Annotated in this window: 22 protein-coding genes and 1 pseudogene; 18 read left to right on the forward strand and 5 right to left on the reverse strand. The window is 60.3% G+C overall.

Annotated elements, in window-relative coordinates:
- The first annotated feature begins 344 nt into the window (after nucleotides 1-344).
- On the forward strand, nucleotides 345-1,244 hold the full coding sequence (locus tag D7S86_RS28150) for an AraC family transcriptional regulator (protein WP_420813318.1): 900 nt from the start codon (nucleotides 345-347) through the stop codon (nucleotides 1,242-1,244).
- 15 nt (nucleotides 1,245-1,259) lie between these two features.
- Nucleotides 1,260-2,210: an alpha/beta hydrolase gene (locus tag D7S86_RS28155; protein ID WP_121091449.1), complete on the forward strand. Its 951-nt coding sequence runs from the start codon at nucleotides 1,260-1,262 to the stop codon at nucleotides 2,208-2,210.
- A gap of 346 nt (nucleotides 2,211-2,556) precedes the next feature.
- Here D7S86_RS28155 and D7S86_RS28160 read toward each other — a convergent pair whose 3' ends face one another.
- The 3 genes from D7S86_RS28160 to D7S86_RS28170 form a co-directional block, all read right to left on the reverse strand.
- On the reverse strand, nucleotides 2,557-3,111 hold the full coding sequence (locus D7S86_RS28160; protein ID WP_121091450.1) for a P-loop nucleotide/nucleoside kinase family protein: 555 nt from the start codon (nucleotides 3,109-3,111) through the stop codon (nucleotides 2,557-2,559).
- Between the two features lie 229 nt (nucleotides 3,112-3,340).
- Nucleotides 3,341-4,351, reverse strand: a complete 1,011-nt coding sequence (locus D7S86_RS28165; RefSeq protein WP_121091451.1) for a zinc-dependent alcohol dehydrogenase family protein — start codon at nucleotides 4,349-4,351, stop codon at nucleotides 3,341-3,343.
- A 295-nt stretch (nucleotides 4,352-4,646) separates the two neighbouring features.
- Complete coding sequence (locus D7S86_RS28170; RefSeq protein ID WP_338069210.1) at nucleotides 4,647-5,537, reverse strand: LysR family transcriptional regulator; 891 nt, start codon at nucleotides 5,535-5,537, stop codon at nucleotides 4,647-4,649.
- Between the two features lie 105 nt (nucleotides 5,538-5,642).
- On the opposite strand from D7S86_RS28170, the gene D7S86_RS28175 reads away from it, so the two are divergent.
- The 12 genes from D7S86_RS28175 to D7S86_RS28225 all read left to right on the forward strand — a co-directional run bounded on the left by D7S86_RS28175 (nucleotide 5,643) and on the right by D7S86_RS28225 (nucleotide 15,995).
- Nucleotides 5,643-6,419 (forward strand): SDR family NAD(P)-dependent oxidoreductase, encoded by a 777-nt coding sequence (locus D7S86_RS28175; RefSeq protein WP_240648443.1) that lies wholly within the window; start codon nucleotides 5,643-5,645, stop codon nucleotides 6,417-6,419.
- A gap of 55 nt (nucleotides 6,420-6,474) precedes the next feature.
- Complete coding sequence (locus D7S86_RS28180) at nucleotides 6,475-6,852, forward strand: carboxymuconolactone decarboxylase family protein (protein WP_121091453.1); 378 nt, start codon at nucleotides 6,475-6,477, stop codon at nucleotides 6,850-6,852.
- A gap of 502 nt (nucleotides 6,853-7,354) precedes the next feature.
- Nucleotides 7,355-7,957 carry a radical SAM protein gene (locus D7S86_RS30385; protein ID WP_338069211.1) on the forward strand — a complete coding sequence of 201 codons (603 nt, stop codon included), beginning with the start codon at nucleotides 7,355-7,357 and terminating at the stop codon, nucleotides 7,955-7,957.
- Nucleotides 7,954-8,301, forward strand: coding sequence for an SPASM domain-containing protein (locus tag D7S86_RS30390; RefSeq protein WP_240648445.1), 348 nt, complete (start codon nucleotides 7,954-7,956; stop codon nucleotides 8,299-8,301). The genes D7S86_RS30385 and D7S86_RS30390 overlap by 4 nt, the downstream gene beginning before the upstream one ends.
- A 615-nt stretch (nucleotides 8,302-8,916) precedes the next feature.
- On the forward strand, nucleotides 8,917-10,530 hold the full coding sequence (locus D7S86_RS28190) for an FAD-dependent monooxygenase (protein WP_121091454.1): 1,614 nt from the start codon (nucleotides 8,917-8,919) through the stop codon (nucleotides 10,528-10,530).
- Nucleotides 10,527-11,252 (forward strand): SDR family NAD(P)-dependent oxidoreductase, encoded by a 726-nt coding sequence (locus tag D7S86_RS28195; RefSeq protein ID WP_121091455.1) that lies wholly within the window; start codon nucleotides 10,527-10,529, stop codon nucleotides 11,250-11,252. The genes D7S86_RS28190 and D7S86_RS28195 overlap by 4 nt, the downstream gene beginning before the upstream one ends.
- Nucleotides 11,253-11,264: 12 nt before the next feature.
- On the forward strand, nucleotides 11,265-12,323 hold the full coding sequence (locus D7S86_RS28200) for an Ldh family oxidoreductase (protein ID WP_121091456.1): 1,059 nt from the start codon (nucleotides 11,265-11,267) through the stop codon (nucleotides 12,321-12,323).
- Nucleotides 12,324-12,377: 54 nt separating this feature from the next.
- The gene (locus D7S86_RS28205) at nucleotides 12,378-12,782 is read left to right on the forward strand and encodes a RidA family protein (protein ID WP_121091457.1); all 405 of its coding nucleotides are present in this window, start codon (nucleotides 12,378-12,380) and stop codon (nucleotides 12,780-12,782) included.
- 2 nt (nucleotides 12,783-12,784) lie between these two features.
- On the forward strand, nucleotides 12,785-13,693 hold the full coding sequence (locus D7S86_RS28210; protein ID WP_121091458.1) for a fumarylacetoacetate hydrolase family protein: 909 nt from the start codon (nucleotides 12,785-12,787) through the stop codon (nucleotides 13,691-13,693).
- The gene (locus D7S86_RS28215; protein ID WP_121091459.1) at nucleotides 13,693-14,619 is read left to right on the forward strand and encodes a VOC family protein; all 927 of its coding nucleotides are present in this window, start codon (nucleotides 13,693-13,695) and stop codon (nucleotides 14,617-14,619) included. The genes D7S86_RS28210 and D7S86_RS28215 overlap by 1 nt, the downstream gene beginning before the upstream one ends.
- A gap of 15 nt (nucleotides 14,620-14,634) precedes the next feature.
- On the forward strand, nucleotides 14,635-15,552 hold the full coding sequence (locus D7S86_RS28220) for an amidohydrolase family protein (protein WP_121091460.1): 918 nt from the start codon (nucleotides 14,635-14,637) through the stop codon (nucleotides 15,550-15,552).
- A 38-nt stretch (nucleotides 15,553-15,590) separates the two neighbouring features.
- Nucleotides 15,591-15,995, forward strand: a complete 405-nt coding sequence (locus D7S86_RS28225; protein ID WP_205962905.1) for a cupin domain-containing protein — start codon at nucleotides 15,591-15,593, stop codon at nucleotides 15,993-15,995.
- Nucleotides 15,996-16,115: 120 nt separating this feature from the next.
- Here the strand turns inward: D7S86_RS28225 and D7S86_RS28230 are convergent, their stop codons facing one another.
- Nucleotides 16,116-17,705, reverse strand: coding sequence for a phytoene desaturase family protein (locus D7S86_RS28230; RefSeq protein WP_121091461.1), 1,590 nt, complete (start codon nucleotides 17,703-17,705; stop codon nucleotides 16,116-16,118).
- Nucleotides 17,706-18,021: 316 nt separating this feature from the next.
- Between D7S86_RS28230 and D7S86_RS28235 the strand changes: the two genes are divergently transcribed.
- From D7S86_RS28235 to D7S86_RS28245, 3 genes are all read left to right on the forward strand, one after another.
- A complete protein-coding gene (locus tag D7S86_RS28235) occupies nucleotides 18,022-19,464 on the forward strand; it encodes a purine-cytosine permease family protein (protein ID WP_121091462.1) in 1,443 nt (480 codons plus the stop codon).
- A gap of 295 nt (nucleotides 19,465-19,759) precedes the next feature.
- Entirely contained in the window at nucleotides 19,760-20,770 is a 1,011-nt protein-coding gene (locus tag D7S86_RS28240) for a porin (protein WP_158602118.1), read from the forward strand.
- Nucleotides 20,771-20,940: 170 nt separating this feature from the next.
- Nucleotides 20,941-21,453, forward strand: a complete 513-nt coding sequence (locus D7S86_RS28245; protein ID WP_121091464.1) for a MarR family winged helix-turn-helix transcriptional regulator — start codon at nucleotides 20,941-20,943, stop codon at nucleotides 21,451-21,453.
- Here D7S86_RS28245 and D7S86_RS28250 read toward each other — a convergent pair.
- On the reverse strand, nucleotides 21,450-22,190 hold the full coding sequence (locus tag D7S86_RS28250; protein WP_121091465.1) for an ethyl tert-butyl ether degradation protein EthD: 741 nt from the start codon (nucleotides 22,188-22,190) through the stop codon (nucleotides 21,450-21,452). The genes D7S86_RS28245 and D7S86_RS28250 overlap by 4 nt on opposite strands.
- A gap of 406 nt (nucleotides 22,191-22,596) precedes the next feature.
- Here D7S86_RS28250 and D7S86_RS30395 point away from each other — a divergent pair.
- Nucleotides 22,597-23,109, forward strand: a pseudogene (locus D7S86_RS30395) (DNA-binding protein).
- Nucleotides 23,110-23,148: the final 39 nt, after the last annotated feature.

The following is a 23,148-nucleotide window of genomic DNA, read 5'->3' on the forward strand; positions in this document are numbered from 1 at the left end:
TCGCGGCTATATCGCTTGTGTTCTCGATGTTCCATGGCACACCTCGCAGAGCAAGTATGCTCCGTTCAAGGTCTCCACCGAACGTGGGTAAGATCAGAGTCGGCCAGGAGCGGCCGGACGCTAGCGCTCACAGCCGGCCATTCGAACGTCGGCTAAGCTCAGTTCGCGGCCATTGAGGTGCAGGCTCGGTGTAACAGATCGTCCTAAACCGGGTCATCAATCCGGAGCTGCCTCCCGGGAAGATACTGCAAGAAGGGGGGGTGAACCGAGAGATAAGAAATAGGAGGGTCCAATGGCAGAATCGAGCAAGCGCGGCTAGGTAGGCTGTCCAGCGTTGGACGACCATGACGGAAATCCGCACGACTCAGACCATGCAAACCGACGCTGTTGCTCCGGCCGCCTACACAAGGCGATTCGACGCGATTCTCGCTTACATCGACGCCAACCTCGATGGCGACCTGTCAGTGGAAACACTGAGCGGCATCGCGCATTTCTCGAAATTCCATTTTCATCGTCAGTTTGCCGCCTACGTAGGCGTGCCGGTGGCTCGCTATGTGCAACTAATGCGTCTGCGGTTGGCTGCACGGCGCCTTGCGTCGCGCACTGGTTGCTCGGTCCTCGACGCGGCGCTCGACGCCGGCTTTGATAGCCCGGAGGCCTTTAGCCGAGCGTTCAAGCGTGTCTTCGGCATCGCCCCGAGTTCGTTCCGACGCCATCCAAACTGGCAAGTCTGGAGTGCCTCCTTCGTCATCCCACATCTTTCAAGAGAGCTGACCATGCAGGTGAGAATCGTCGTTTTTCCCGAAACCCGTGTCGCTGCGCTCGAACACCGGGGGGCAATCGGACACATCAACGCAAGCGTGCGCAAGTTCATCGACTGGCGCATGCAAAGCGAGCAATCGCCGGTGTCGTCGAGCCGGACTTTCGGTATCCCGCGCAGCAACCCCGACACGACTCCGCCCGATGAATTCCGTTTCGACATCTGCGGTGAAATCGACGAGCCGGTCGCACCGAATGCCCATGGTGTTCGCGAGCTGATGATCCCGGGCGGGCGATGTGCTGTGGTCCGGCACGTGGGATCGACCGATCACATTGGCGAAACCATCTACCCGATCTACCGCGACTGGCTCCCCGCAAGTGGGGAAGAACTGCGTGACCACCCCTTGTTCTTCCACTACCTCAGTGTCAATCCAGACACACCGCAGGACCGATGGCAGACCGACATCTACGTGCCCCTTGCGTGACGGAGCGACGCCGCGATGACCTTCATCATACTGGCGCTAGTTGTTCTCGTCGCCGCCATCGCACTGGCACTCGTTTTCGGCGGTCCACGGCGCCCGCCGCCAATGCCCAGCATCAGTGCGCCGTTTGCGCAGGTCGATTTTTCTGACCTTCCGGAGCAGTCGACGTTCCGGGCCGAGGACGGCCAGGCGCTGGCCTACAGGCAATATCGAACGCACACGGACACGGATAGCGGCAGCGTCGTGCTCGTTCACGGCTCATCGGCAGGTAGCGCCAGCATGCACCCGCTCGCGAAAGCCATGGCCGCGGCAGGCTTCTCGGTCTACACGCTGGACATGCGCGGACATGGCGCATCCGGGCGAAAAGGACACATCGACCGCATCGGCCAGCTGGAATCGGATCTGAAGGTATTCGTGCGCGAGATGTGTCCGCCGCAGCCCTCGACGCTCGTCGGATTTTCAGCGGGTGCGGGTTTCGCACTGCGCGTAGCGGGCAGCGCCGATCAGAAGCTCTTCGACCGCTACCTGTTGCTAGCACCGTTTATCGGCGATCAGGCGCCCACACAGCGCCCGCGTAATGGCGGATGGGCTGAAGTCGGTGTGCCGCGCTTCCTCGCCATCCTGCTGCTAAACGCAATGGGATTTCGCTTTGCGAACGCGATGACCGTCATCCGCTTCGCTTTGAGCGAGGAGGCGGGCGCATCGCTTACTCCGGAGTATGACTTCAATCTCGCGAGCAACTTCCGCCCGCTGCGCGACTACGTGAGCGCGATCCGGTGTGCTCGGCAACCTTGCTCGGTTGTCGCAGGACTAGCCGATGAAGTATTCAGGAGCGAGCAGCTCGAAGGTATCGTTCGCAAAGCGGGGCGGAATTGGGAGGTCTCGTTGCTCCCGAACATCGGGCATATTCAACTCACCCTTGAGCCATCGGCTATCGCGGCTGTGGTGAGCCAACTGCATGGCCAGTAACCGACTGTGGCGCATCGCAATGCCGCATGTCGCCGCTTTATTGGCCGACTTATCTCCAAGGTGCCGACGCACACCAGACGAAGTAACCGATGTTCCGGTCTTGAACTCTGCTTGTGCCTGCGGGACCGCTTTCCATTGACACATCACAGGTTGCCAGTGGGTGGACTGCTTTGGCCAAGATCGCGCCCGGCTCCGCCGACCTATGGATGGCCGTTGAACTTCGAAAGCCGTCGTTAATGACGCGCGGGATCGAGCGGCAGTTGTGGGTCGACAAACCTCGGTCGCATGCAACGGCACTCGGCTAGGAGCAGGCATCGCGTTTCGCCTTCAATCGGACATTCGCATGTCATGACCCAGCCCGGGAACAAACCTTTCCCGTCTCGTCATAGACGATGATGTTGAATCCTTCATCAGGTGCGGGCGGAACAAAGTAGCGGGTGATCTGATCGTACTGCGCTTCCGATGTTTGGAACGGATGCTCGCCTGACACGTTCCTTGCCATTAAACGAGATTTGCAGATTGCATCGCTCACATCCAAATAGTGAAGCCAATGCTCGCAGCTAACCGTTTGGAACAGTGAGCGACCCCACGCTCGTGTGTTGACGGTATTGAACGGAAAATCCAGTACCACTGATATGCCCGCCGCGAGGAGCGAGCAGATGTGCTCGGTGAGGACCGTTCTCATGCGTGCTGCGCGACTTACATAATCGGCCGGCGTATGGATCTCGTCGGGGTAAAGACATGCAATCCATTGATCCTCGCTAATCAATACCGTCCGAGGGACATCCACCAGGCGAGTCGTCAGTGTGGATTTTCCCGATGCGATTTTTCCACAAACCATATGCAAAACAGCCGCATCACATGGGCCAACTGCATTGACGCCTCGACTCTCACTTGTCATTTCCAAGCGCTCCGTATAGGGCCCAAAAAGCGAAAACCCGCCTTAGGGGCGGGTTGTGATCGCATATCGTCAACTCAATAGCTATCCCGCCGAGAGTCTCGCGGCGCAAATAATCGAGTTGGCGATAAATTGGTTCATGCATCAGAGCATATTGCAACCCGATAGACGGGGCAAGTGCCGACGGCGCAGTGTCATCCACTGCAGAACGACGGCTCACGTTCACTTCGGGTCATACGCGTACAACAATTTTGCCAAAATGATGACCGCTACGCAGATACGCATATGCGTTCGCCACATCTTCGAATGCAAAAATCTGGTCGATGATTGGAGCCAGACGCCGTTCGTCGATAAACGCATTCATCGCCGTGAAATGCGAGACTGAGCCAACCGTGATTCCCAGAATGTCCGCATTCAAATTCTGTAATCTGGCGAGATTGGGCGTTGGCCCGAACCCGGTCAGTACCCCTATTTGTGCGATCTTGCCACCCGGAGCCAATGCCCGTAGCGACCGCTCAAACGTTCCCGGACCACCAAGTTCGAGGACGTGGCTCGCCCCCTGGCCGCCGGTCTGCTCAATCACTGCCTTGTCCCATTCCGGCGTCGCCTTATAGTTGATCAGCGCGGACGCACCGAGACGTGCAGCGCGCTCGAGTTTTTCGTCTGAAGACGACAACACAATGACCCGTGCACCCTTCGCCACTGCGAATTGGAGCGCAAAGAGCGCAACGCCTCCGGTTCCCTGAATGAGCACCGTGCTTTCCGCCTCTATCTGCCCTCGTGCAATCAACGCCTGCCATGCCGTCACTGCTGCACATGGCAACGCTGCAGCCTGCTCCATTGAAAGATGCTGAGGAATTGCTACAAGCGATGTTTCAGATAACGCAATGTATTCGGCGAGAACACCATCCGTCGCACTGCCGCCTTGTGCAGATCTCAGATATTCGGCTTTGAATGGTCCGTCGAGCCAATCCCGGAAAAACGAAGCGGCAACCTTGTCCCCGACCTTCCACCTGGTCACTTGATCGCCGATTGCCGTCACGTCCCCGGCAGCGTCAGAAAGCGGAATTCGGCCGTCATAGTCGCCATTGACAGCGCCATCGAGCACGATCAAATCACGGTAGTTGAGGCTCGCAGCCCTAACCCGAATAAGAACCTCGAAAGGCCCCAGAATCGGTACGACGTCATCCGTGACGGTCGGTGCTACGGTATCGCCAATTGGAAGTAATCGGTAGCTACGCATCTGTTTCTCATCGTTGTAATCACATTCGTCACACACAGGCTAAGCTCTGACAGCACTGTCAGAGTCAAGCAGGAGCCGCGACAAAGGGAAGCGCGCCGGCAACAAACGCGGCTGCTCAAGCTGAAGAGATCCAAGCAATTCGAATTCGACGTCTGCTCTAGAACACGCCACGCGCTCTCGCGACGCTCACCTTGGCCATTGGCCGCAAGCTGCGAACTTGCGGCCCGACGAAACGGCGAATTCCACGTGGCACCCGCTTATCAGCGACACCCGGCCCTCAACCTCGCCATCAGGTTCAAGCTTTGCGTGGTCGCAACGCCGAAGGCGAACTGAACGTCTCGATGGCAAACGAAATGAAACTGCTTAGCCGAGGCGTCGTCCGGCGATCACGGTAGTAAAGCAGCGACAGAGGTCGCTCTCCGAGTTGCCAACGGGGAAACAGCCGAACGAGGCAATCCGCTTCGATATCATGTCGAAGCAGGATTTCCGGTTGCATGACGACGCCGAGTCCCGCTCGGGCTGCGACCCGAACCGCTTGTCCGCTATTCACCGAAATGATTTTCTTGGGCATGACTCGAACGTCCTCTTTGCCTCGCGTAAGCCTCCAGGGCGAGCGCGCAGATGGCGTAAAAACGATCGCCTCATGACGCTCCAGGTCGCTCGGGTGCCGGGGCGTGCCCATACGAGCGAGGTAGGCCGGCGCGGCGCACACAACCATGCGATACGGCATCAGCGGCCGGGCAATCATGCGACTGTCTTGCAGCGCCCCGATACGAAAAGCGACATCGAAACCCTCGTCGACCAGATCGACAACCCGGTCGGTCAAAACGATGTCGAGTTCCACATCCGGCGCAATCGCGCGATAGTCGACCAATGCGGGCATCAGGGCTTCCGTGCCAAATGTCGAGGGTACCGTCACACGCAATCGGCCCTGAATGCGTGTCTGCTGCAATTCCGCGGCCTCTTCCGACAATGCAACCCGATCCAGAATGTCCCTGCATTGCTCAAAGTAGCCTGCGCCAAATCCCGTAAGACTTTGACTGCGCGTTGTCCGGTTCAGAAGCCGGGCACCGAGGTGTTCCTCGAGTGCCGCAATGTGCTGACCGACTAACGCAGGCGACTGTCCGAGCGCCGCCGCGGCGGCACTCATCGAGCCGGACTGGACCGTGGCAACGAATGCCCTCATTGAGCGAAAGAGATCCATTTGATGGAATGGCTTTAAAGTGATGCAAGATTTTAGCTAATTATCATCTAATGTCATGTCTGTCACCATCGTCTCTAACGTTTTCTCGTGGAGATCAAGATGGTGCTTTCGAGATTTGAGAACAAGACAATCGTCGTTACCGGCGCGGGAACCGGGATGGGACGCGCCGCAGCAATGCGCCTCGCCAGCGAAGGGGCGAAAACTGTACTCGTCGGACGGCGACGAGAACCGCTCGAACACGTCGTTGACGAAATCGTGGCCAAGGGCGGAATCGCATCGGCCATCGTCTGCGACATTTCAAGCGACGCGGCACTGACTGACATGGTTCAACGTGTGGTTGGCGATGACGGTCGTCGTATCGACGGTCTATTCGCCAACGCCGGCGTTTTCGGGGAATTCAGACCGCTCGCAGAAACCGACATTGCGTACTTCGAGGGTTTGATCGCGACAAATCTCCTTGGAACGTTTCTGACCATCAAGCATTGTTTGCCCTTCCTCGAAGGCGGGGCCATCGTGATCAATGCATCCTGGACAGTAAACAGCGTGATGCCGGGCGCGGGCGCCTACGCATCGACGAAAGGCGCGCTGATCGCCATGATGCATACCCTCGCCGCAGAGCAGGGGCCGAGGAATATCCGCGTGAATGCCATCAGTCCCGGAATCATCTTGACTCCGATGGCCGATGAAGTGCTCGATCATGAGTTCTGCGCACGGCTTGCATCGCATGCGCACCTGCGCAGAAACGGGACCCCCGAGGACATTGAAGGCACCGTTGCGTGGCTCCTGTCCGAAGATGCGCGATTCGTCACAGGTCAGGACATCGTTGTGGATGGGGGTTTCACCCTCGGCGGTCCTCGCGGATAAGCCAGCGCACGGCAAGGTCGCCGTGCACGCTCACGACCCTCACCGGAGATTCAGCATGCTAAGCCAATCACAGTTACATGAACGCGGCAAAACCCTGCTCGAACAGTTGCACGGCGATGGCGCCGCCCAGGCATTGATCGACGACATGGCGGATCTGTGTCCAGACTTCGTCGACATGACGGTCGATTGGGCGCTAGGCGGCATCATGGCGCGTCCAGGCCTCGATCTGATAACACGCGAACTCGTGGTCATCGCTTCGTGCGTGACGCTTGGACATCCCGTCATTCAGTTGCGCGCGCACGTCCATGCCGCACTTGCAGCGGGGGCGACCCGCGAGCAGATCATCGAGTCGATTCTGCAGTTGCTGTTCTATGCCGGCGGAGCATCGGTGCGCAACGCGCTCGCACATTGCCGCGATCTGCTCGTTGCGTAGCGAGGTCGAACACGCGGGCGATGCCAAGCATCGAAGGCGAACGATGCGACTCATGTCCGATGTGAAAATCCGTCGGCTGCGTGACACCCCCTCTGTGGCAGATCTGCGCGGTCGCTAACGGCAATGGCGTGGCCACAGCCAACTTGACCCGGTGTCACGTGTGGGGCCGCGCCAGCGCTGGTGTCGACGGTTGCTGGCTCGACCATATCGGGCTCGGCCGCCTCGCTCGACTCTCCCGCTGGCGTGGCGGTCGACGCCAGCGGCAATATTTGAGTGGCTGAGAGCGGCCACAAACGGTCACTCATACTCGATGCGGCGGACGGCCGCTTCCCTCCCGCAAGCCGACGCTTACGCGTACGTCATCCACTTTATTCGGGTTGGCGCCAACGCTTTCGTGCGCTAGCCAATGCCGCGCGACCGGAAGGGCCGATTTTCTCCTACTTGTCGTTTTGTTTGAAATCCTTGTGCTCCTAGACTTGGTTTCGCGCGAAAGCGGTCCGCGATGCGGTGTGCCCGCACGCCACGACATCTACGAAGGTATCGAACGGCTATCCGGCAATACATCGAAGCGCAGAACGGTGCCGAGGTCGTTTTTCCCTGGCAAGGTGAAGAGCCGACCATGCTGGGCCTCGACTTCTTCCGGGATATCGTCGAAATTCAGCAACGGTACTCGGAACGAGGGCGCCGAGTTGTCAACGACTTGCAGACCAATGGCACGCCGCTCAATGACGAATGGTGCGCGTCTTTAAAGGCGCACGATTTTCTGATTGGTATCAGCATTGACGGGCCGCGTGAGCTCCACGATGCAGAGCGCGTGGATCGCCGTGGTCGGCCCACGTTTGATCTCGTCATGCGAGGCGTTGCGCTACTGCGCAAACATGGTGTGCGCGTCAATACGTTGACCGTCGTGAATCGGGTCAATGCTAAGCGCCCCATCGACGTGTATCGCTTCCTTCGTGATGAAATCGGATCAACCTATATCCAATTCATTCCGTGCGTCGAACCCAAAGGTTTCCGTAGCGTTGCCCCTCGGCACTGGAGTCGGAACGCATGCCTGTCATGGGCTCCACGGCGGCCAAGCCCGGCAACGAGGATTCGGTTGTGACCGACTGGTCCGTTGATCCCGACGATTGGGGCTACTTCCTGTCACGCGCGTTCGACGAGTGGATCAAGAAAGGTGCGGGCATTGTGCTCGTCAATATGTTTGAGACAGTTGTCGCGCAGACCATGGGGCGGCCTTCTCAACTCTGCGTTACCGCAGAGTTCTGCGGCAAGGCGTTGGCCATCGAACACGATGGGCAGGTCTATTCATGCGACCGCTATGTCTACCCGGAGTATGCGCTGGGGAGCACCAGCGACGAGCACATCGGAACGATGGCGTTTTCGCAGCGGCAGCAATCGTTCGGCTACGCAAAGCGGGATTCGCTGCCTGACTATTGTCGACAGTGAAAGCATTTGAAATTGTGCTGGAGGGAATGTCCAAAGAATCGCTTTCTGCGCACACCCAATGGCGAGTCAGGCCTGAACTACCTGTGCTCGGGGATTCGCCACTTCCACGATCATGCGGGGCAAAAGTTCCGAGAGCTTGCGAGGCCGTCCACGTAAGGCGTCGATCTTCCACGGGCCGGACACCGAATGGAGACGTGCGATGGTCATCGTCTCTCAAGCAATCGCAGAAACGCACGGCCGCTACAAATGGCAGGTTGAGTTTCCCTCTGGCTCTCTCGGTCGGCGCGACAAGCGAAACTCTGTCGTCTCCTTCTACACTAGGACGAGGCACGCGAGGACTCCGAGGTGTTCTTGACGCTATGTCGTGAGCCCGACGTTTCGGTTGTTCGCCCGAAAATCGACATTGATCGCTTGCTCACTGCCGCAGTCAGAGGGCGAGCCGTGAATGCGGTTCGGCCATCATTGGTCAAGATGACGACGCGCGATGGCGGTCTAACCATCTGATTTAGTACGTTAGCATATATAAAGTATCTTGACGTAGAGTATTATAGTGCTACCATACCCTCCACACGACGAATGTTGAAAAGCACTGGATAGTGCGTGGAGCCTGTTACCTTGACTGCATCTCTCGACGCGTTCCCGAACGCACAGGGGCGGCCGGTCGCGATTGTCGGCGGCGGCCCTATCGGCTTGCTTACCGCGCTCGCACTGGCGCACTACGGAATCCCAGCGCAGGTGTACGAGGAGGACGGTCGCCTGTCTCTCGACATCAAAGCCGGCACGATACTGACGCGCACGCTTGAAGTGCTGCGTCGCCATGGCGCGATCGATGCCGTGCTCGCGTCGTCTTTGCGGATCGATGAAATCGGCGAGATCGACCGCACGACGCAAAAGCGGCAGTTTCCCGTCGAACTGCATGCGCTTGGCGAAGAGACCCGTTTCCCGTTTGTCATCAACATTCCTCAGCACGATCTCGAGCCGATCCTTGCGCGCGAACTCGTCGAACACCGATCCGTTGCGTTGAATCTGAGTCACAAGCTCGTCGGATTCGAGGACCGAGGCGACCATGTCGCGCTCACGCTCGACACACCCGAAGGCCGCAAGTCGGTCGAATGCTGTTGGCTGCTCGCGTGCGACGGCGGCCGCAGTGCCGTGCGCACCGCGTTGGGCATCGAAGCCGAAGGGTATTCACTCGATGAAAAATACGCACTCGTCGATTTGAAGATCGACCTCGATATCGAAAGCCCGCGCGACTACCCGTACCTCGCCTATTTCTCGGATCCCGAGCAATGGATGATTCTGGTGCGGCATCCGCAATGCTGGCGTTTCCTCTATCCGTTGAAACCCGGCGAGGAGGCGCCGAGCGAGGCCGATCTGCTTGCGAAGTCACTGTCGTTCATCGGCGACGTCGACAACGTCGAAGTCGTCAACAAGGTCGTCTACAACGTGCATCACCGCGTCGCGAGCCGTTGGCGCAGCGGACGCGTGCTGTTGATGGGCGATGCCGCGCACCTCATCACGCCGATGTGGGGGCTGGGCATCACGACCGGTGCGCTCGACGTATCGAATCTCCCGTGGCGGCTGAACTGGGTGCTGCGCGGCTGGGCCGACGAGTCGCTCATCGACGGATACGAACGCGAGCAGCGCCCGCTCGCGATCGACGGTTCGGGGCAAGTCGCCGAAGCGGCTCGCCTTTATATGGCACGCCGGCTCGACGGCGCCATCGCGATGTCCGAGAACAATTGGGCGAATGCGTACACGCGGGCCTTGCTCGGCGTGAAACTCGATCCTGCGGGGCGGGGCGGCGGCTCGCTGTTCAAGACCACGACACGGCCCGCGATCGAAGTCGGAGATCGACTGCCTGATTGGCCGCTCCATTGTGGTTCGGGCTCGTCACTGCGTGCCCACGATCTCTGCCAGGACCGCTTCGTCGCGCTCTATTTCTCCGACGCGCGGCGTCGCCCGAACATCCCGCCGCACGATTCGCCCGCCTTGGCGCATCGCGTCGTGTCGCGTTGGGATGCACCGCACGATAGCGGCCTGCGTGATCGCTCGATACTCGACCCGGGCGACGCGTTCATGCACCGACTCGGTCTCGCGCCGAACACGATGGTGCTCGTGCGCCCCGACGAGCATGTCGCAGCGATCGTGCCGCTGGACGCTGCCGACGCCGAGTTGCTCTACTGCGGCATCACGGGCCGCAAACCACCGGAGTTCGCGCAAGCATGAAGGTTCACTACGATTTCTCAGGGCATACGGTTCTTGTTGTCGGCGCGGCGTCCGGGATAGGGCGCGAGACGGCGCTGCAATGCGCCGCGCGCGGCGCGAGCGTGTGGGCCGCGGACATCTCCGCATCCGGACTGCAATCGCTGCCGTCGACGCTGCGCAGCGCTGTCGTCGACATTTCGAACCCGACCGAGTGCGACGCGCTCGTCGAGCACATTGTCGCAGCCGATGGACGGATCGACGCGGCGATTCTTACGTCCGCCATCCAGCATCGGATGCCGATCGACGTGATGCCCGATGCGCAATGGCAGCGTCATCTCGACGTCAATCTTTCGGGTGTGTTCTACACGTTGCGTGCGTTGATGCCGGTCATGAAACGTCAACGCAACGGGTCCGTCGTCGCCTTCACATCGGGACTCGCTTCGAACGGCTGGCCGGGTGCCGCTGCATATGCCGCATCGAAGGCCGGCATCGTCGGACTCGTCAAATGCGCGGCGCTCGAACTGCGCGAATACGGCGTGCGCGTCAACGCGCTCTCGCCCGGGCTCGTCGCGACGCCTGTGTTTCTCGAGGCGGCGAGCGATGAAGAACTCAAAGGCTATGAGCGCACGGTCGGCGTATCGTCGCCCGATGCCGTCGTGCCCACGCTGTTGCACTTGATCGCAGACGGCTCGCGGACGATATCGGGCACCGTCGTCGAGCGCCGTCTCGTCCCTGCATCGTAAAGGAGCGCATCCATGAACAACGCTCAATCCGTATCCGTGTCGGGCGCGCATCTTTCAATCTGGGTCGCACAGATACTCGAATCATGCGGAGTTTCCGAGACCGATGCGCGATGGACCGCCGACGCCCTCGTCGAAGCCGATTTGCAAGGCGTGTCGTCACACGGCTGCATGTTGTTGCCGATGTATGTCGAGCGGATCAAGGCAGGAAGCGTCAACGCGCGGCCTCGCATCGCGATCGTCGATGACCGTGTTGGATTGCTTGTCGTCGATGCCGACCATGCGCTCGGACAAGTGTCGTCGATGCGCGCGACGGATTGGGCGATCGAGCGCGCTCGTCGCCATGGCGTCGCGATCGTCGCGGTGCGAAATGCATTTCACTTCGGCGCGGCCGCCTATTGGAGCGCTCGCATGGCGGACGCCGGCATTGTGGGCGCTGCGATGTCGAACACGCGCCCGTTGATGCCCGCGCCCGGCGGCGCGGAGCGTGTCGTCGGAAACAATCCCTTGTCGTTTGCGTTTCCGACGCCGACATGCGTGCCCGTCGTCGTCGACATGGCGACGAGCAATTCGGCGATGGGCAAGATCCGCAACGCGCAGCGCGACGGCAAGGCCATTCCGGAAGGCTGGGCCACGGACAAGCAAGGGCGCCCGACGACATCGGCATCGGACGCGATCGCGGGCATGTTGCTCCCCGCGGCGGGGGCGAAGGGATTCGGTTTGTCGGTCGTCGTCGATCTGTTGTGCGGCGGACTTTCGGGCGGCGGCATCGCGTCGGAAGTGCAGCCGCTCTACGGCAGCGCCGATACGTTCTACAACTGCGCGCACTGGTTTCTCGCGATCGCTGCACCGGAAGCGATGCCCGAACGTACCGAGGCGCTGGCCGAGCGCATCCGCCGTTCGGCACGGGCGCCCGGCGTCGGGTCGATCTACGCGCCCGGCGACCTCGAGCGCGAACGGCGTGCACGCAACGTCAAGGCCCTCGAAATATCGAGTGAGCTCGCCGCGCAATTCGACGCGCTATCGCGCGCACAGGGCATCGATGCGCTCCAATTTGAATCGAGTCACACCTGACATCCACGACACCCCATGCCCGACTCCCCGTCGGAACCACTACAGGACTGTTCCATGAGTACGAAGCTCCAACATTCGCCCGCGACGCTCGCGACACCCAACGGCCATTTCTCGGCTGCCATCAGCGTCGTGCCGGCAAGCGGCAGGATGGTGTTCATCTCGGGCATGACCGCACGCAAGGCCGACGGCACGATCGCGGGCATCGGCGACATTGAAGCCCAAACGCGCCAGGTTTGCGAAAACCTCAAGGCCGCGGTCGAAGATGCCGGCGGAACGTTGCGCGACATCTGCCGCGTCGATGTCTACGTGCGCAACATCGAGTACTTCGACATCATTCACAAGGTACGTCGCGAGTTCTTCCAAGCGCCGGCGCCGGCGTCGACGATGGTCGAGGTCGCGAAGATGGTCAAGCCCGAATACCTGATCGAGATCAACGCGATCGCCGTCATCGAGAACTGATCATGGCTCTGAGACTGGGAACCGTGCGCGTCGCGCGCGACGAACGTGCCGCGTGTCTTCGCGACGATGGTCGCGTCGTTCTTCTGCCGACGGCGCTGGGCGATACGCTCGACATCATTTCGCGAGGGCCCGAATGCGTCGCCGAACTTCGCGCGATCGTCGAGCGGTCGAGCGACGCGCTGGCGCTGTCCGACGTACACGTGCTCGCGCCGCTGCGGCGATTCAAACGCGACGTCCTGTGCACCGGCTGGAACTATTGGGACCACTTCTACGAAAGTGAAGGCAAGCGCGAAGGGCAGGACGTACCCAAACCCGTTGCGCCGACGTTCTTCACGAAGGGGCCCGCGACGGCGATCGCGCCGAACGCACCGATCGCTTTCGACGCGAACGTGTCGTCAAAGTGGGACTACGAAGCCGAGATCGTCGTCGTGATCGGCGTACGGGGCCGAAGTGTACCGCAGGCCCATGCGCTGGATCACGTCTGGGGCTACTGTCTCGCGAACGACGTTTCTCAGCGCGATCTTCAACGTCGGCACGGCGGTCAGTGGCTCAAAGGCAAGAGCATCGACGCAACGATGCCATTCGGGCCTTGGATCGTTCACCGTGACGATGTCGCGATCGGCGCGCTGCAATTCGAATGCGAGCTCAACGGGACGACGATGCAGCGCGCATCGGTCAATGACATGGCCTTTGCGATTCCAGAACTGATCAGCGAGCTGTCGTTCGGCATGACGATCGAGGCGGGCGACGTGCTGCTGACAGGAACGCCGAGCGGCATCGGTAACGCACGTACGCCACCCGTGTTCCTCGCCGACGGCGACCGCGTCGTCGTGCGCGGCGGCGTACTCGGCGAGCTCGACAATCGCCTGGTTGCGACGGACCTGTCGGCTTATTGCAAGGGGGATTTCTGATGTCGGCCGTTCGTGTTCATTCCCTGGCGGGATATGGCTTTGAAGTGCCCGATGTCGAGGTCGCGCGCAGCTTTTATAGCGCGTTCGGCCTCGAATCGAAACACAATGGATCGGCGCTTGCGCTCGGTTGCGCCGATGTGTCCGCTCCAAGCGTACTTGTGTTGAAGGGCGCGGCTGGCACGGCCAAGCGTCTGCATCACATCTCATTCTTCGTCGAAGCGGCCGATTTGCCGCGTTTCGAAGAACGTTTGCACGCGCTGGGTACGCCCGCGACGACACCCGATTTCGCGGCATTGCGGCCGGGACTCTGGTTTCAGGACCCGTGGGGCACATGGTTCAATCTGACGCCGCTGACGCTCGGCGATCGGGTCAGAGCGCAGCCGAATCCGTCGGATCCGGACCGCATCGACGTGCACCTGTGGCAAGACCTGCCGACTCGCCCCGTGCCGAAGAAGCTCGGACATGTGCTGCTCTTCACGCCCGACTTCGTGAAGGCCGAGGCGTATCTGAGCCAGGCGTTGGGCTTGCGTACGAGCGATCGTGCGCTTGGCAAGGTGTCGTTCATGGCGGGTGGCGAAGGCGTGCGCGACCATCATTGTTTTGGTCTGATCAACAGCACGCACCGCGGTTTCCAGCACGCGAGTTTCTATGTCGACTCGATCGACCAGATCGGTTTCGGCGGATGGCATATGCGCGAGCAGGGATATGAGGATCAATTCGGACCCGGGCGGCACGCGCTCGCGTCGAACCTCTACCTCTATGTCCGCGATCCGTGGGGCTCGTGGGTCGAGTACTACAGCGACATGGACAAGATCAGCGAGGCCTGGGTCTCGCGCGACTGGACCCAGCTTCCGTATATCTGGGGTCCGAAGTGGTCGCCCGAGTTCTGGGGGCACGAGATGAACGCCAACCTTGAGCCGCGTTGAGCGGGAGATGCCGCGATGAAGACCATTTCACTCGATGTTCACGCGCATCTTGCACCGATCGACGCACAAGCGCTCGCGCGCATCGCAGGCGTGCAATGGCAAAGCGATCCCCCAAGACTGGTCTTGGACGGGCATGCGGTCGGCCTCGCGGATCTGTTTTTTCCTGACCGATTGCTGCAATGGATGGACACGCATGCCGTGCAACGCGCGCTTATTTCGGTGCCGCCGCCGCTCTATCGGCAGCAGCTCGACGCGGAGGCGGCCCGGCAGTGGGCCGACTATCTGAACGACGGGCTCGTCGACATCGCCAGGACACATTCGGCGCGCTTGTCCGCATTGCTGCACTTACCTGCGGAACATCCCGACGTCGCGCTACAGGCGCTTGAACGGCATCGTGGCGATGACATCGAAGGCGTCGCGTTGGCTGCCGGCGGCGACGCGCGAATCGTGCTGTCGAATGAGGCTTATGCGCCGCTTTGGCAAGCACTCGACGACCGCGGCGCATTTGTCTTTCTGCATCCGGGCGCTTGCGCGGACGGACGCCTCGGCGCGTTCTATCTCGAGAATCTCGTCGGCAATCCGCTTGAAACCAGCATCGCCGCGAGTCACCTTGTGATGGCCGGCGTGCCCGCGCGCTATCCGCGTATCCGATTTTGTCTCGCTCATGCAGGCGGCGCGTTTACGTCGCTCGTCGGGCGGCTCGAACGTGGCTTCGATACAAAGCGTCCCGGCGTGGGTCTCGATGTCGAACGTCCATTGCTGGCAGCTGCGCGCATGTATGCCGACTGCATCGGACACCATCCCGGCGTTGTGCAACTCGCGCGCGTCGTCTTCGGGTCATCGCACGTGCTGTTCGGTTCGGACTGGCCCTTTCCGATGGGGTTGCCCGACGGTATGCCGGCCGACGACGTCGGGCAGCTAACGGATCGCTGACCGCCTTTTTTTGAACTTCCTCCATAACGGAGAAATCGATGACTGAAGAATCGAAGATGTCTCATGCGCAGCTCGAAGAACTTCTGCTGCAGACCGCGCAATTGCCGTGGCGCGAGAAATCGCTCAAGGGCGTGCACGAAAAGATGCTGTTTCGCGATGAAGCGACCGGTGCGTCGATTGCCTTGATCAAGTTCGAGAAGGGCGTGGGTATTCCTCAGCCCCATTCCCACGCGTCGAATCAGTCGATGTACTGCATCTCGGGAAAGTACGAGTACACATCGACGGGCGTGACGCTCGTCGCGGGATCGTTTTACTGCAATCCGAAGGGCAATGTACACGGTCCGACGTTCGCGCACGAAGAAACAATCGTCGTCGAGATCTACGACGGCCCGCACTATCCGCAGAAACCGAGCTGGTACACGGACGAACGCGACGCGCATTGATCAACGGCGTGTGTCGCGCCTGCGTGTGGCGGATAGAATCACCGCGCCGGAGCACCCCAGGCGAATGCGGATGGATGCATGTGCCTGGGGTGTTTGCTTTGTCGCACGCGCCCCGCGTGCTTAGTGTCGGCGTCCAAGCAGGTGCCGTGCAACCATGAAACCCGACATGCCTCCGACGCCTGGACCCGGATGCGTCGAGGCGCCGATGTGATACAGGCGCTTGAACGGCGTCGCATGACCGCGGCTCGAGGGAAAAGGACGCCAGGCTAGCGACTGCGCGATCGAACACGCGCCCGAATAAGGATCTCCGCCGACGAGATTGACGTTGATGGCTTCGAGGTCACGTGGGGAAAAGACTGTGCGCATGAGGATGTGTTGTTTGAGTTCCGGCATCAAGGTCGCGAGTCGGTTGATCACGCGATCGGCATACGCCTCGCGAATGGCAGGCGTCCATTGTGAATCCGGCGACGTTTCGATTTCGCCTGCCGCGTCACCGCTCGGACGCGCAGGCAACTCTTGAAGCTGAATCCAGAGCAGCGAATGTCCGACGGGCACGCGCGACGGATCCAGTGCGGCGTGTTGAGCCACGACGATGGTCGGCTCGGCAGGCAAAAGGCGCCGACGCGCCTCGTTGCTTGCGCGCGCGATTGCGTCGATGCCCGCCGTCACGTGCACCATCGCAACATCGTTCAGTGCGGGGTCGACCCAATCCACGGGCGCGCGCAATGCAAGATGAATCTGCATGTCGCTGAGGCCGTAACGGAACCGCTTCGCGTCGGATTTGACGCGCTCGGGGATTTGACCGGCTGGCAGCAGGCGATCGTAGAGTTGCGTCGGTGTTACGTTGCAGACGACGGCGCGCTTGGCGCGCAGCACGGTGCCGTCGGTGAGCGTGACGCCTCGCGCCGCGCCATGTTCAATGCCGACGCGCTCGACTTCCGCGTTCTTCATGAAAATGCCGCCGCGCCGTGCAACGATTCGCACGAACGCTTCGATTAGGCGGATACCTCCGCCTTCGACACAAGGCAGCCCCGTGTTCTGCATGAGCGATGCCTGAAGGCGCAGCATGCCCCCCGACCCCGACGCGTCGGGGTCGAGTCCCATATGCAAAACCCACGGTGCAAAGAGGGCGCGTGCTACGTCGGATTCGAATGTCGTTTCGAGCCAATCGCGCGCCGATTCGCTCAACCGTCCCGCGTGTTCGACAAGGCCGTTGATTCCCATGTGCCGAATGCCGTTCCACGCCGCGAACAATGCTTGCAATCCCCGCGGCTCGTTGTCGAGCACGTTGCCGAGAACGCCATGCATGGCGGATGCCTCGGACAGCGCGCGCGCGTAGCGCTGACCATCACCGGGCGCGAGCGTGTCGAGGTCGGCGATCACGCTTTCGAGCTTCGATGACATGACAAACGCTCGCCCGTCGGGCATGGCGACGGCCGTGGGCCGCGCGCTCGGACGAAACCGCACGCCTTCGGCCTCAAGCTCGGCTTCGAGCGCCTTGAATGCCGGTGACGACACGAAAAGAGGATAGAAGCTCGCCATGACTTCATGTTGAAATCCCGGGAGCGTGACTTCGTCGGTACGAATGCAGCCGCCGAGCCGGTCGTTGCGTTCGACGACGCAGACCCGGAGATCGTCGAGTGCGAGCATCGCCGCGCAAACAAGGGAGTTGATGCCGCTGCCGACGATAACAAAGTCGAATTCGCTCATGATGGACGTGTGGGATCGAGAAGAGGAAAAGATTGCGACATGTTGCGCGCGGGCGCGATAGTCGAAGGCGGTCCTCCCCTTTTTCAACCCTCGCGCACGCTAAAGCAATACGGGTGAATGCTACGTATAAAGTAGCTTGATATCAAGATATAAAGGAGGGGTGTCGGTGGTTCGACAGTGTTCGCCTCGATCGTCGTCCGCGGGTGCTCATTTATTTTTGATTGCTTTACGTAAAGCTACACGACGTATAGTGTTCGTTGTGTGAGATGGCAGCGACGTCGGATGCCGGCTTCTTCCTACTTCTTGAAGGTTCAACATGGCAAAAAACGAAATTTCCTCGGTTATCGAGGATCACGCGCTGGAAAGCGTGCCCCAGTCTCAGCGCAAAGGCTGGGCAGCGCTGTCGTTCAGCACTGCAGGCATCACCACGACACTTGTCCAGCTCTTCTTTGGCGGTCTTGCGACTTTCGTGGCCGGTTTTCGAATCGCGCTGTTCGCGGGAATCGTCGTGACAGTGATCGGCACGCTGCTCGGATGGGCGACCGGGCATGTTGCGTTCAGGACGGGCTTGTCAAGTACCGTGCTCGCGCGACGTTACGGATTCGGGAAAAAGGGCTCGTCGATTGCCTCGCTGATCTATGCGTTCATGATCATCGGATTCCTCGCGCTTGAGAACGCGCTGCTGTACAAGGGCACGCTATTTTATTTCGGCCTGGACGACACGATTGCGAATCGCATCTGGATCTACGGGATTCTGACGGTGCTCTGGATCGCATTGACGACGTATGGATTTGCGTTCATTTCGCGTGTGTCGTCGGTGCTCGTCGTCGTGTATCTGATCGTGCTTGGATGCATCATCGCGCGGCTCGTCGCGACGACGGGTCACTCCATGCATGAGCTCGTGTCATATCCGGCCTTGCTGCCGGCCGAAGTGCTCGCGTCCATGGGCGCTTCGAGCGACCTCGGAAAATTCGTCTTCTGTCTGAATTTGCTGATCGGTTCCGCGGGTGCGCTCGCGCTGACCGATGCCGACCTCGGCCGCTACGCGCGACGCTCGCGCGATATCGGCATCGCCGCATTGGCCGGCACCATGGCAATGGATATCTTTTCGCTCGCGGCGGGCGGCATCATCGTCTACACGGGCGCGCCGATGCTGGTCGATTTTTATATGGCGCACAACGGTTTGACGCGGGAGGCGGCCAACCGCGCTGTGCTCGGCGGTCCTGACAGCATTGCCGCTGCGTTGCTCGTATTCGGCGGCGGATTCGGCGCGCTGGTCATGACGATCGGTCAGGCGAAGGCTCAGGTGCTCAACACGTACAGCGCGTCGCTTTCGCTGTCGAATCTGTTCGACGTGATCGCGGGCTGGCGCCCCGGGCGCTTCGTGTTCGTCGTGCTGGCTAACGTGATCGGCATTCTGATGCTTTATGGCAGCATCCTCGAGGCGGTCAACTCTTACATCACGGTGCTTGGGGTCATCACGACCGCATTCGCGAGCGTCGTCGTACTCGACTACTACTACGTGTCGCGGCGCTTCGAGGCGAGCAGGGTGTGCGTCGGCGACGAAGACGGCATCGACGTCGTCAATTGGGCGGGCGTGACGACGGTCGTCGTTGCGTCGATTGCCGCGCACTTCGTACTGAGCGCCTATATCCCGATTCAATTCGTGACGACGCTCGTCATCTGCGCCGTGCTTTACCCGACGCTGCGCCTCGGTTTGCTCAAGAAACTTGTGCGGACTAAAGAAGCCAGGGCTTAAGACGAAACCCACCCGGCATCGGTTCCGATAGCCGTGCCTGCGTCAACGCTGCCGACGCGGCGCTCTGAATTGAATTCGATCCACGCCTCGACTCGCATCCTCGCGGAGTCGGGGCCCTCGGCTCGCACGCTCCCGTCGCGACTGGGCCGACTTTGAGTCCGGTTACTTAACGTATGGATCGAAGCCCTGGACAACTACGCCAGTGCTCGCGTGTTCTCCGTTTTCTCGCAACACAACTCAAAAGGTCATTCCCATGAAAACCCACGTTGTCCGATCATTCGGACTTGCATTTGCCATGGCGTCGTCGATTGCGATGGCCCAAAGCAGCGTTTCGTTGTACGGCTCACTCGATATCGGTGCGCAGTATTTGACGCACGCCGACACGAAAGGGGATTCATCCGTCGGCTTGCAGTCCGGCAACGCCATTCCGTCGTATTTCGGCATCAAGGGCAGTGAGGATCTTGGAGGCGGCTACGCCGCGGTGTTCCGCCTTGAGTCCGGCATCACGATGAACAATGGCGGATTGACCGATCCGTCGAGTTTGTTCAGTCGATACGCATATGTAGGACTGCAGTCGCCCTATGGAACGGTTGAGGTCGGCAGGCAGTTCGGGATCATGTTCGACGAGACGCTGTTCTACGATCCGACGTATCTGGCGCAATATTCGGTCATGTCGACGGGACTCATTGCGCTGGCGAACCTGAACCCGAACAACGGCATCAAATACATCTCGCCGAATCTCGACGGCTTCGAGGCAACGGCCATGTATGGCTTCGGCGAGCAGATCGCAGGTAATTTCCGAGCCGGCACATACATCGGCGCAGGCGTCAGTTACAAGGGCGCGACATTCCATCTGCGCGGCGTATTCGAGCAAACTCGCGGATCGCTCGATACGACGACGGGCATCGACACATCGGGTCTCGAAGATACGCGTGCGAGTATTGCCGCAACGTGGAATATCTCGGCCACGACTCTTTTCCTCGGGTTTGCGAATGTATCGGGCGATCTCGAACTATCGCCGCCGGGCAATATCTATTGGGCCGGTGTGACGTATCAGATATCGTCGTCATGGTCTGTGCTCGCCGAATTCATGCGCTATGACACGCATGGCGGCATGCAAGGCCGCCCGAACTGGTATGTGCTCGGCTCGACGTATTCGCTGTCGCCGCGCACGTCGCTGTACGCGTATGCCGGCGTGCTCGACAATCACGGCGGTAAGGACTTCACGCTGAATACGTACGACTTCACGTCGTCGGGCGGCGTGAGCCAGACCGGCGTACAGCTCGGTATCACACACCAGTTCTAAAGTCGGCCCGAACGCGTGCCGAGCACGAGGCACGACGTCGAATGTGGGCCTATACATGACGTGCTTTTGCTATCATTCAGCGACTTCAAACTGTGCCGCGCGCCGCATCGACTCGTCGAAGGGTAGGGCGAGCGAGACGTGTCGGCACTGCACATACAACGAGCTGATCTATGCGAGAGCGCGATTACGTCGACGCCGCCGTGGCGGAATGGAACACACAAAAGACGCAGCGCCCATTTGACGACGTCGCGTTGCTGATGCGGGTCATTCGCATCGGCGGCATTCTTGAGCGAGAACTCGCTGCGTTATGCACGCGGTTCAATCTTAAAGCAGGGCAGTTTCAGGCACTCAGCGCGCTCCGGCGCGCCTATCCCCGAACGCTGACGCCGTCGGAACTCAATCACGGTACGTTGCTGACTTCGGGCGCCATGACGCCGCTGATCGACAGGCTTGAGGAAAAGGGCCTCGTCAAACGTCTTGCAGATCCCGATGATCGTCGCGGTGTGCGTGTCGAACTCACGCGTGCGGGGTGCGCGCTCATCGACGAAGCGCTCGACGAGCGCATTGCACGGCTCGCGGAGTTGGTCGCGCCGCTCGGCGACGCGGAGCTCGTGAAGTCGGAGTCGGCGCTTCGCAAGATCCTGCTGCTACTCGAAGGGCCGACTGAAAACACGACGAGCTAGGCGTGCTCGCGCGCGAAATGCACGACGCGGCTTTCCATCGGGTAATGCGTGCTCGCGCCCTGTAAATCGGGTGCGTTTTGCGAATGCCGATGAAGCGCATCGCGTACGGGCGAGTGAAGCGCCGAGGACAGGGCGCTCGGATCGGCGAACACGGCCTTGTTGCGTTGAACCGCGCCACCGCGGCGGCAATCGAGCGATGATGTCCAGTCCAGGCGTGTATAGACCTCGAGTTCAAGCAAACCAGGCTGCGTCTTCAAAAGCGGCACATGATGGGCGAGGTAGTCGTCGAGCCACGCATCGACGTTGTCCTTCGTGCTCGTGTATGTGACCTGATACGTGCATCGCGTGCCGCCGACGTGGGGTGCGCCGCGATCGAGTTCGAATGCGCGCACGGCCATCGCCTGTTGGGTGATCTCGAGTGCCGGGTGTGCGCTTAGCCCCGCGAAGTCATTGGTCGTGAGCAGCTCGGCGAAGCTGCCGCGCTTGCACAGCGCATATTCGAGTTCGGCGAGCTCTTTGAAATAGCACTGAAGCGTCAGCACGGGGCCGTTACGGTCATTGAGGTAGCGGTCGGTTGCCTCGACAGGCATGTGCAGCACCGCGCGTTCGAGTCCCTCGACCGACTGCGACCAAGACTCGACGATTTTCACGAATGTTTCGCTTTCCAGTGTGCCAAGCTCGGCCGGTGTCGGGTGCGCTTGCTTCGGTTGCCATTGCAGAAAAAGACAGAGATCCATGTGTCGCAGATTCCTCGTAGACAGGTTATGCGCTTTGAGCGGTTTGTCCGGCCTCGGCCGTGCGGCATGCTCGCCACCGTGGGTCGCCTCGTCGGATAATGCGTATTGTATCTTTATATAGAGCAATATGAGTGGGTCGAGTGGATCGTCGTCGGGCAGTTATAGGTGCATGACGGTCGAAAATCTTGATCGAGCAGATCGTCGCGGTGTTCAATGAACGGCGCAGGTCACGCATCGACGATGCGCAACCTTTACCCCGATGTGCGGGTTCAAGGCGTTGGAGTCGTAGGTCGAGATAATTCGGTCAACACCCCCAGCCAGCAACGACGGGGCCATTCGTATCGTCATCTCCGCTGGTACGGTGCATGCTGCATCGCTACGTATATGCGACCAGAGGAGTGGAGTCATGCCCGAACGCAAAACGATTGAGCGCGAGGAAAGACAAGCGCGAAGGAAAATCCGGTAGCACGCAGGGGGCGAGTTTGTGCGAGAACAGATTGAGCACGTGAGGCAAGGCAAGCATGGCGCACGCTCCGCCCGACAGGCCATCGCAATTGGTTTGTCAGAAGCCCGTCGTGCCGGTGTTGCACTCAAGGCACCCAAAGCTGGCGCGTCAAAGGCCACGCGGGAGAAAGTGGCGACAGATTCAGACGCCGGTCGCGGCAAACCTCATCGGCCAACGAGTGCCACGTCACACGCCAAGCGCTCGGCAGCGACAACACGCGCCCTGAAACGAGAGGGCGCGCAGAGCGTCTCTACGAAAGCCTTGTCGAAACAGGCGCACACAGCATCTAGCCGGCGGTCCGCATCTGAGCGATCTACTGCGGCGAAGAAAGGCAGTCATACGAAAGGCATCGCAGGACGTTCCGCCGCCGCGAAAAAGGCAGCTCGGACTCGGGCCAGTCGCGCTCACCATTGATGCATGCAACGCTCGGATCGAGGCACTTGGCCCCTACAC

This window comes from Pararobbsia silviterrae (assembly GCF_003628125.1).
Taxonomy (GTDB): domain Bacteria; phylum Pseudomonadota; class Gammaproteobacteria; order Burkholderiales; family Burkholderiaceae; genus Pararobbsia; species Pararobbsia silviterrae.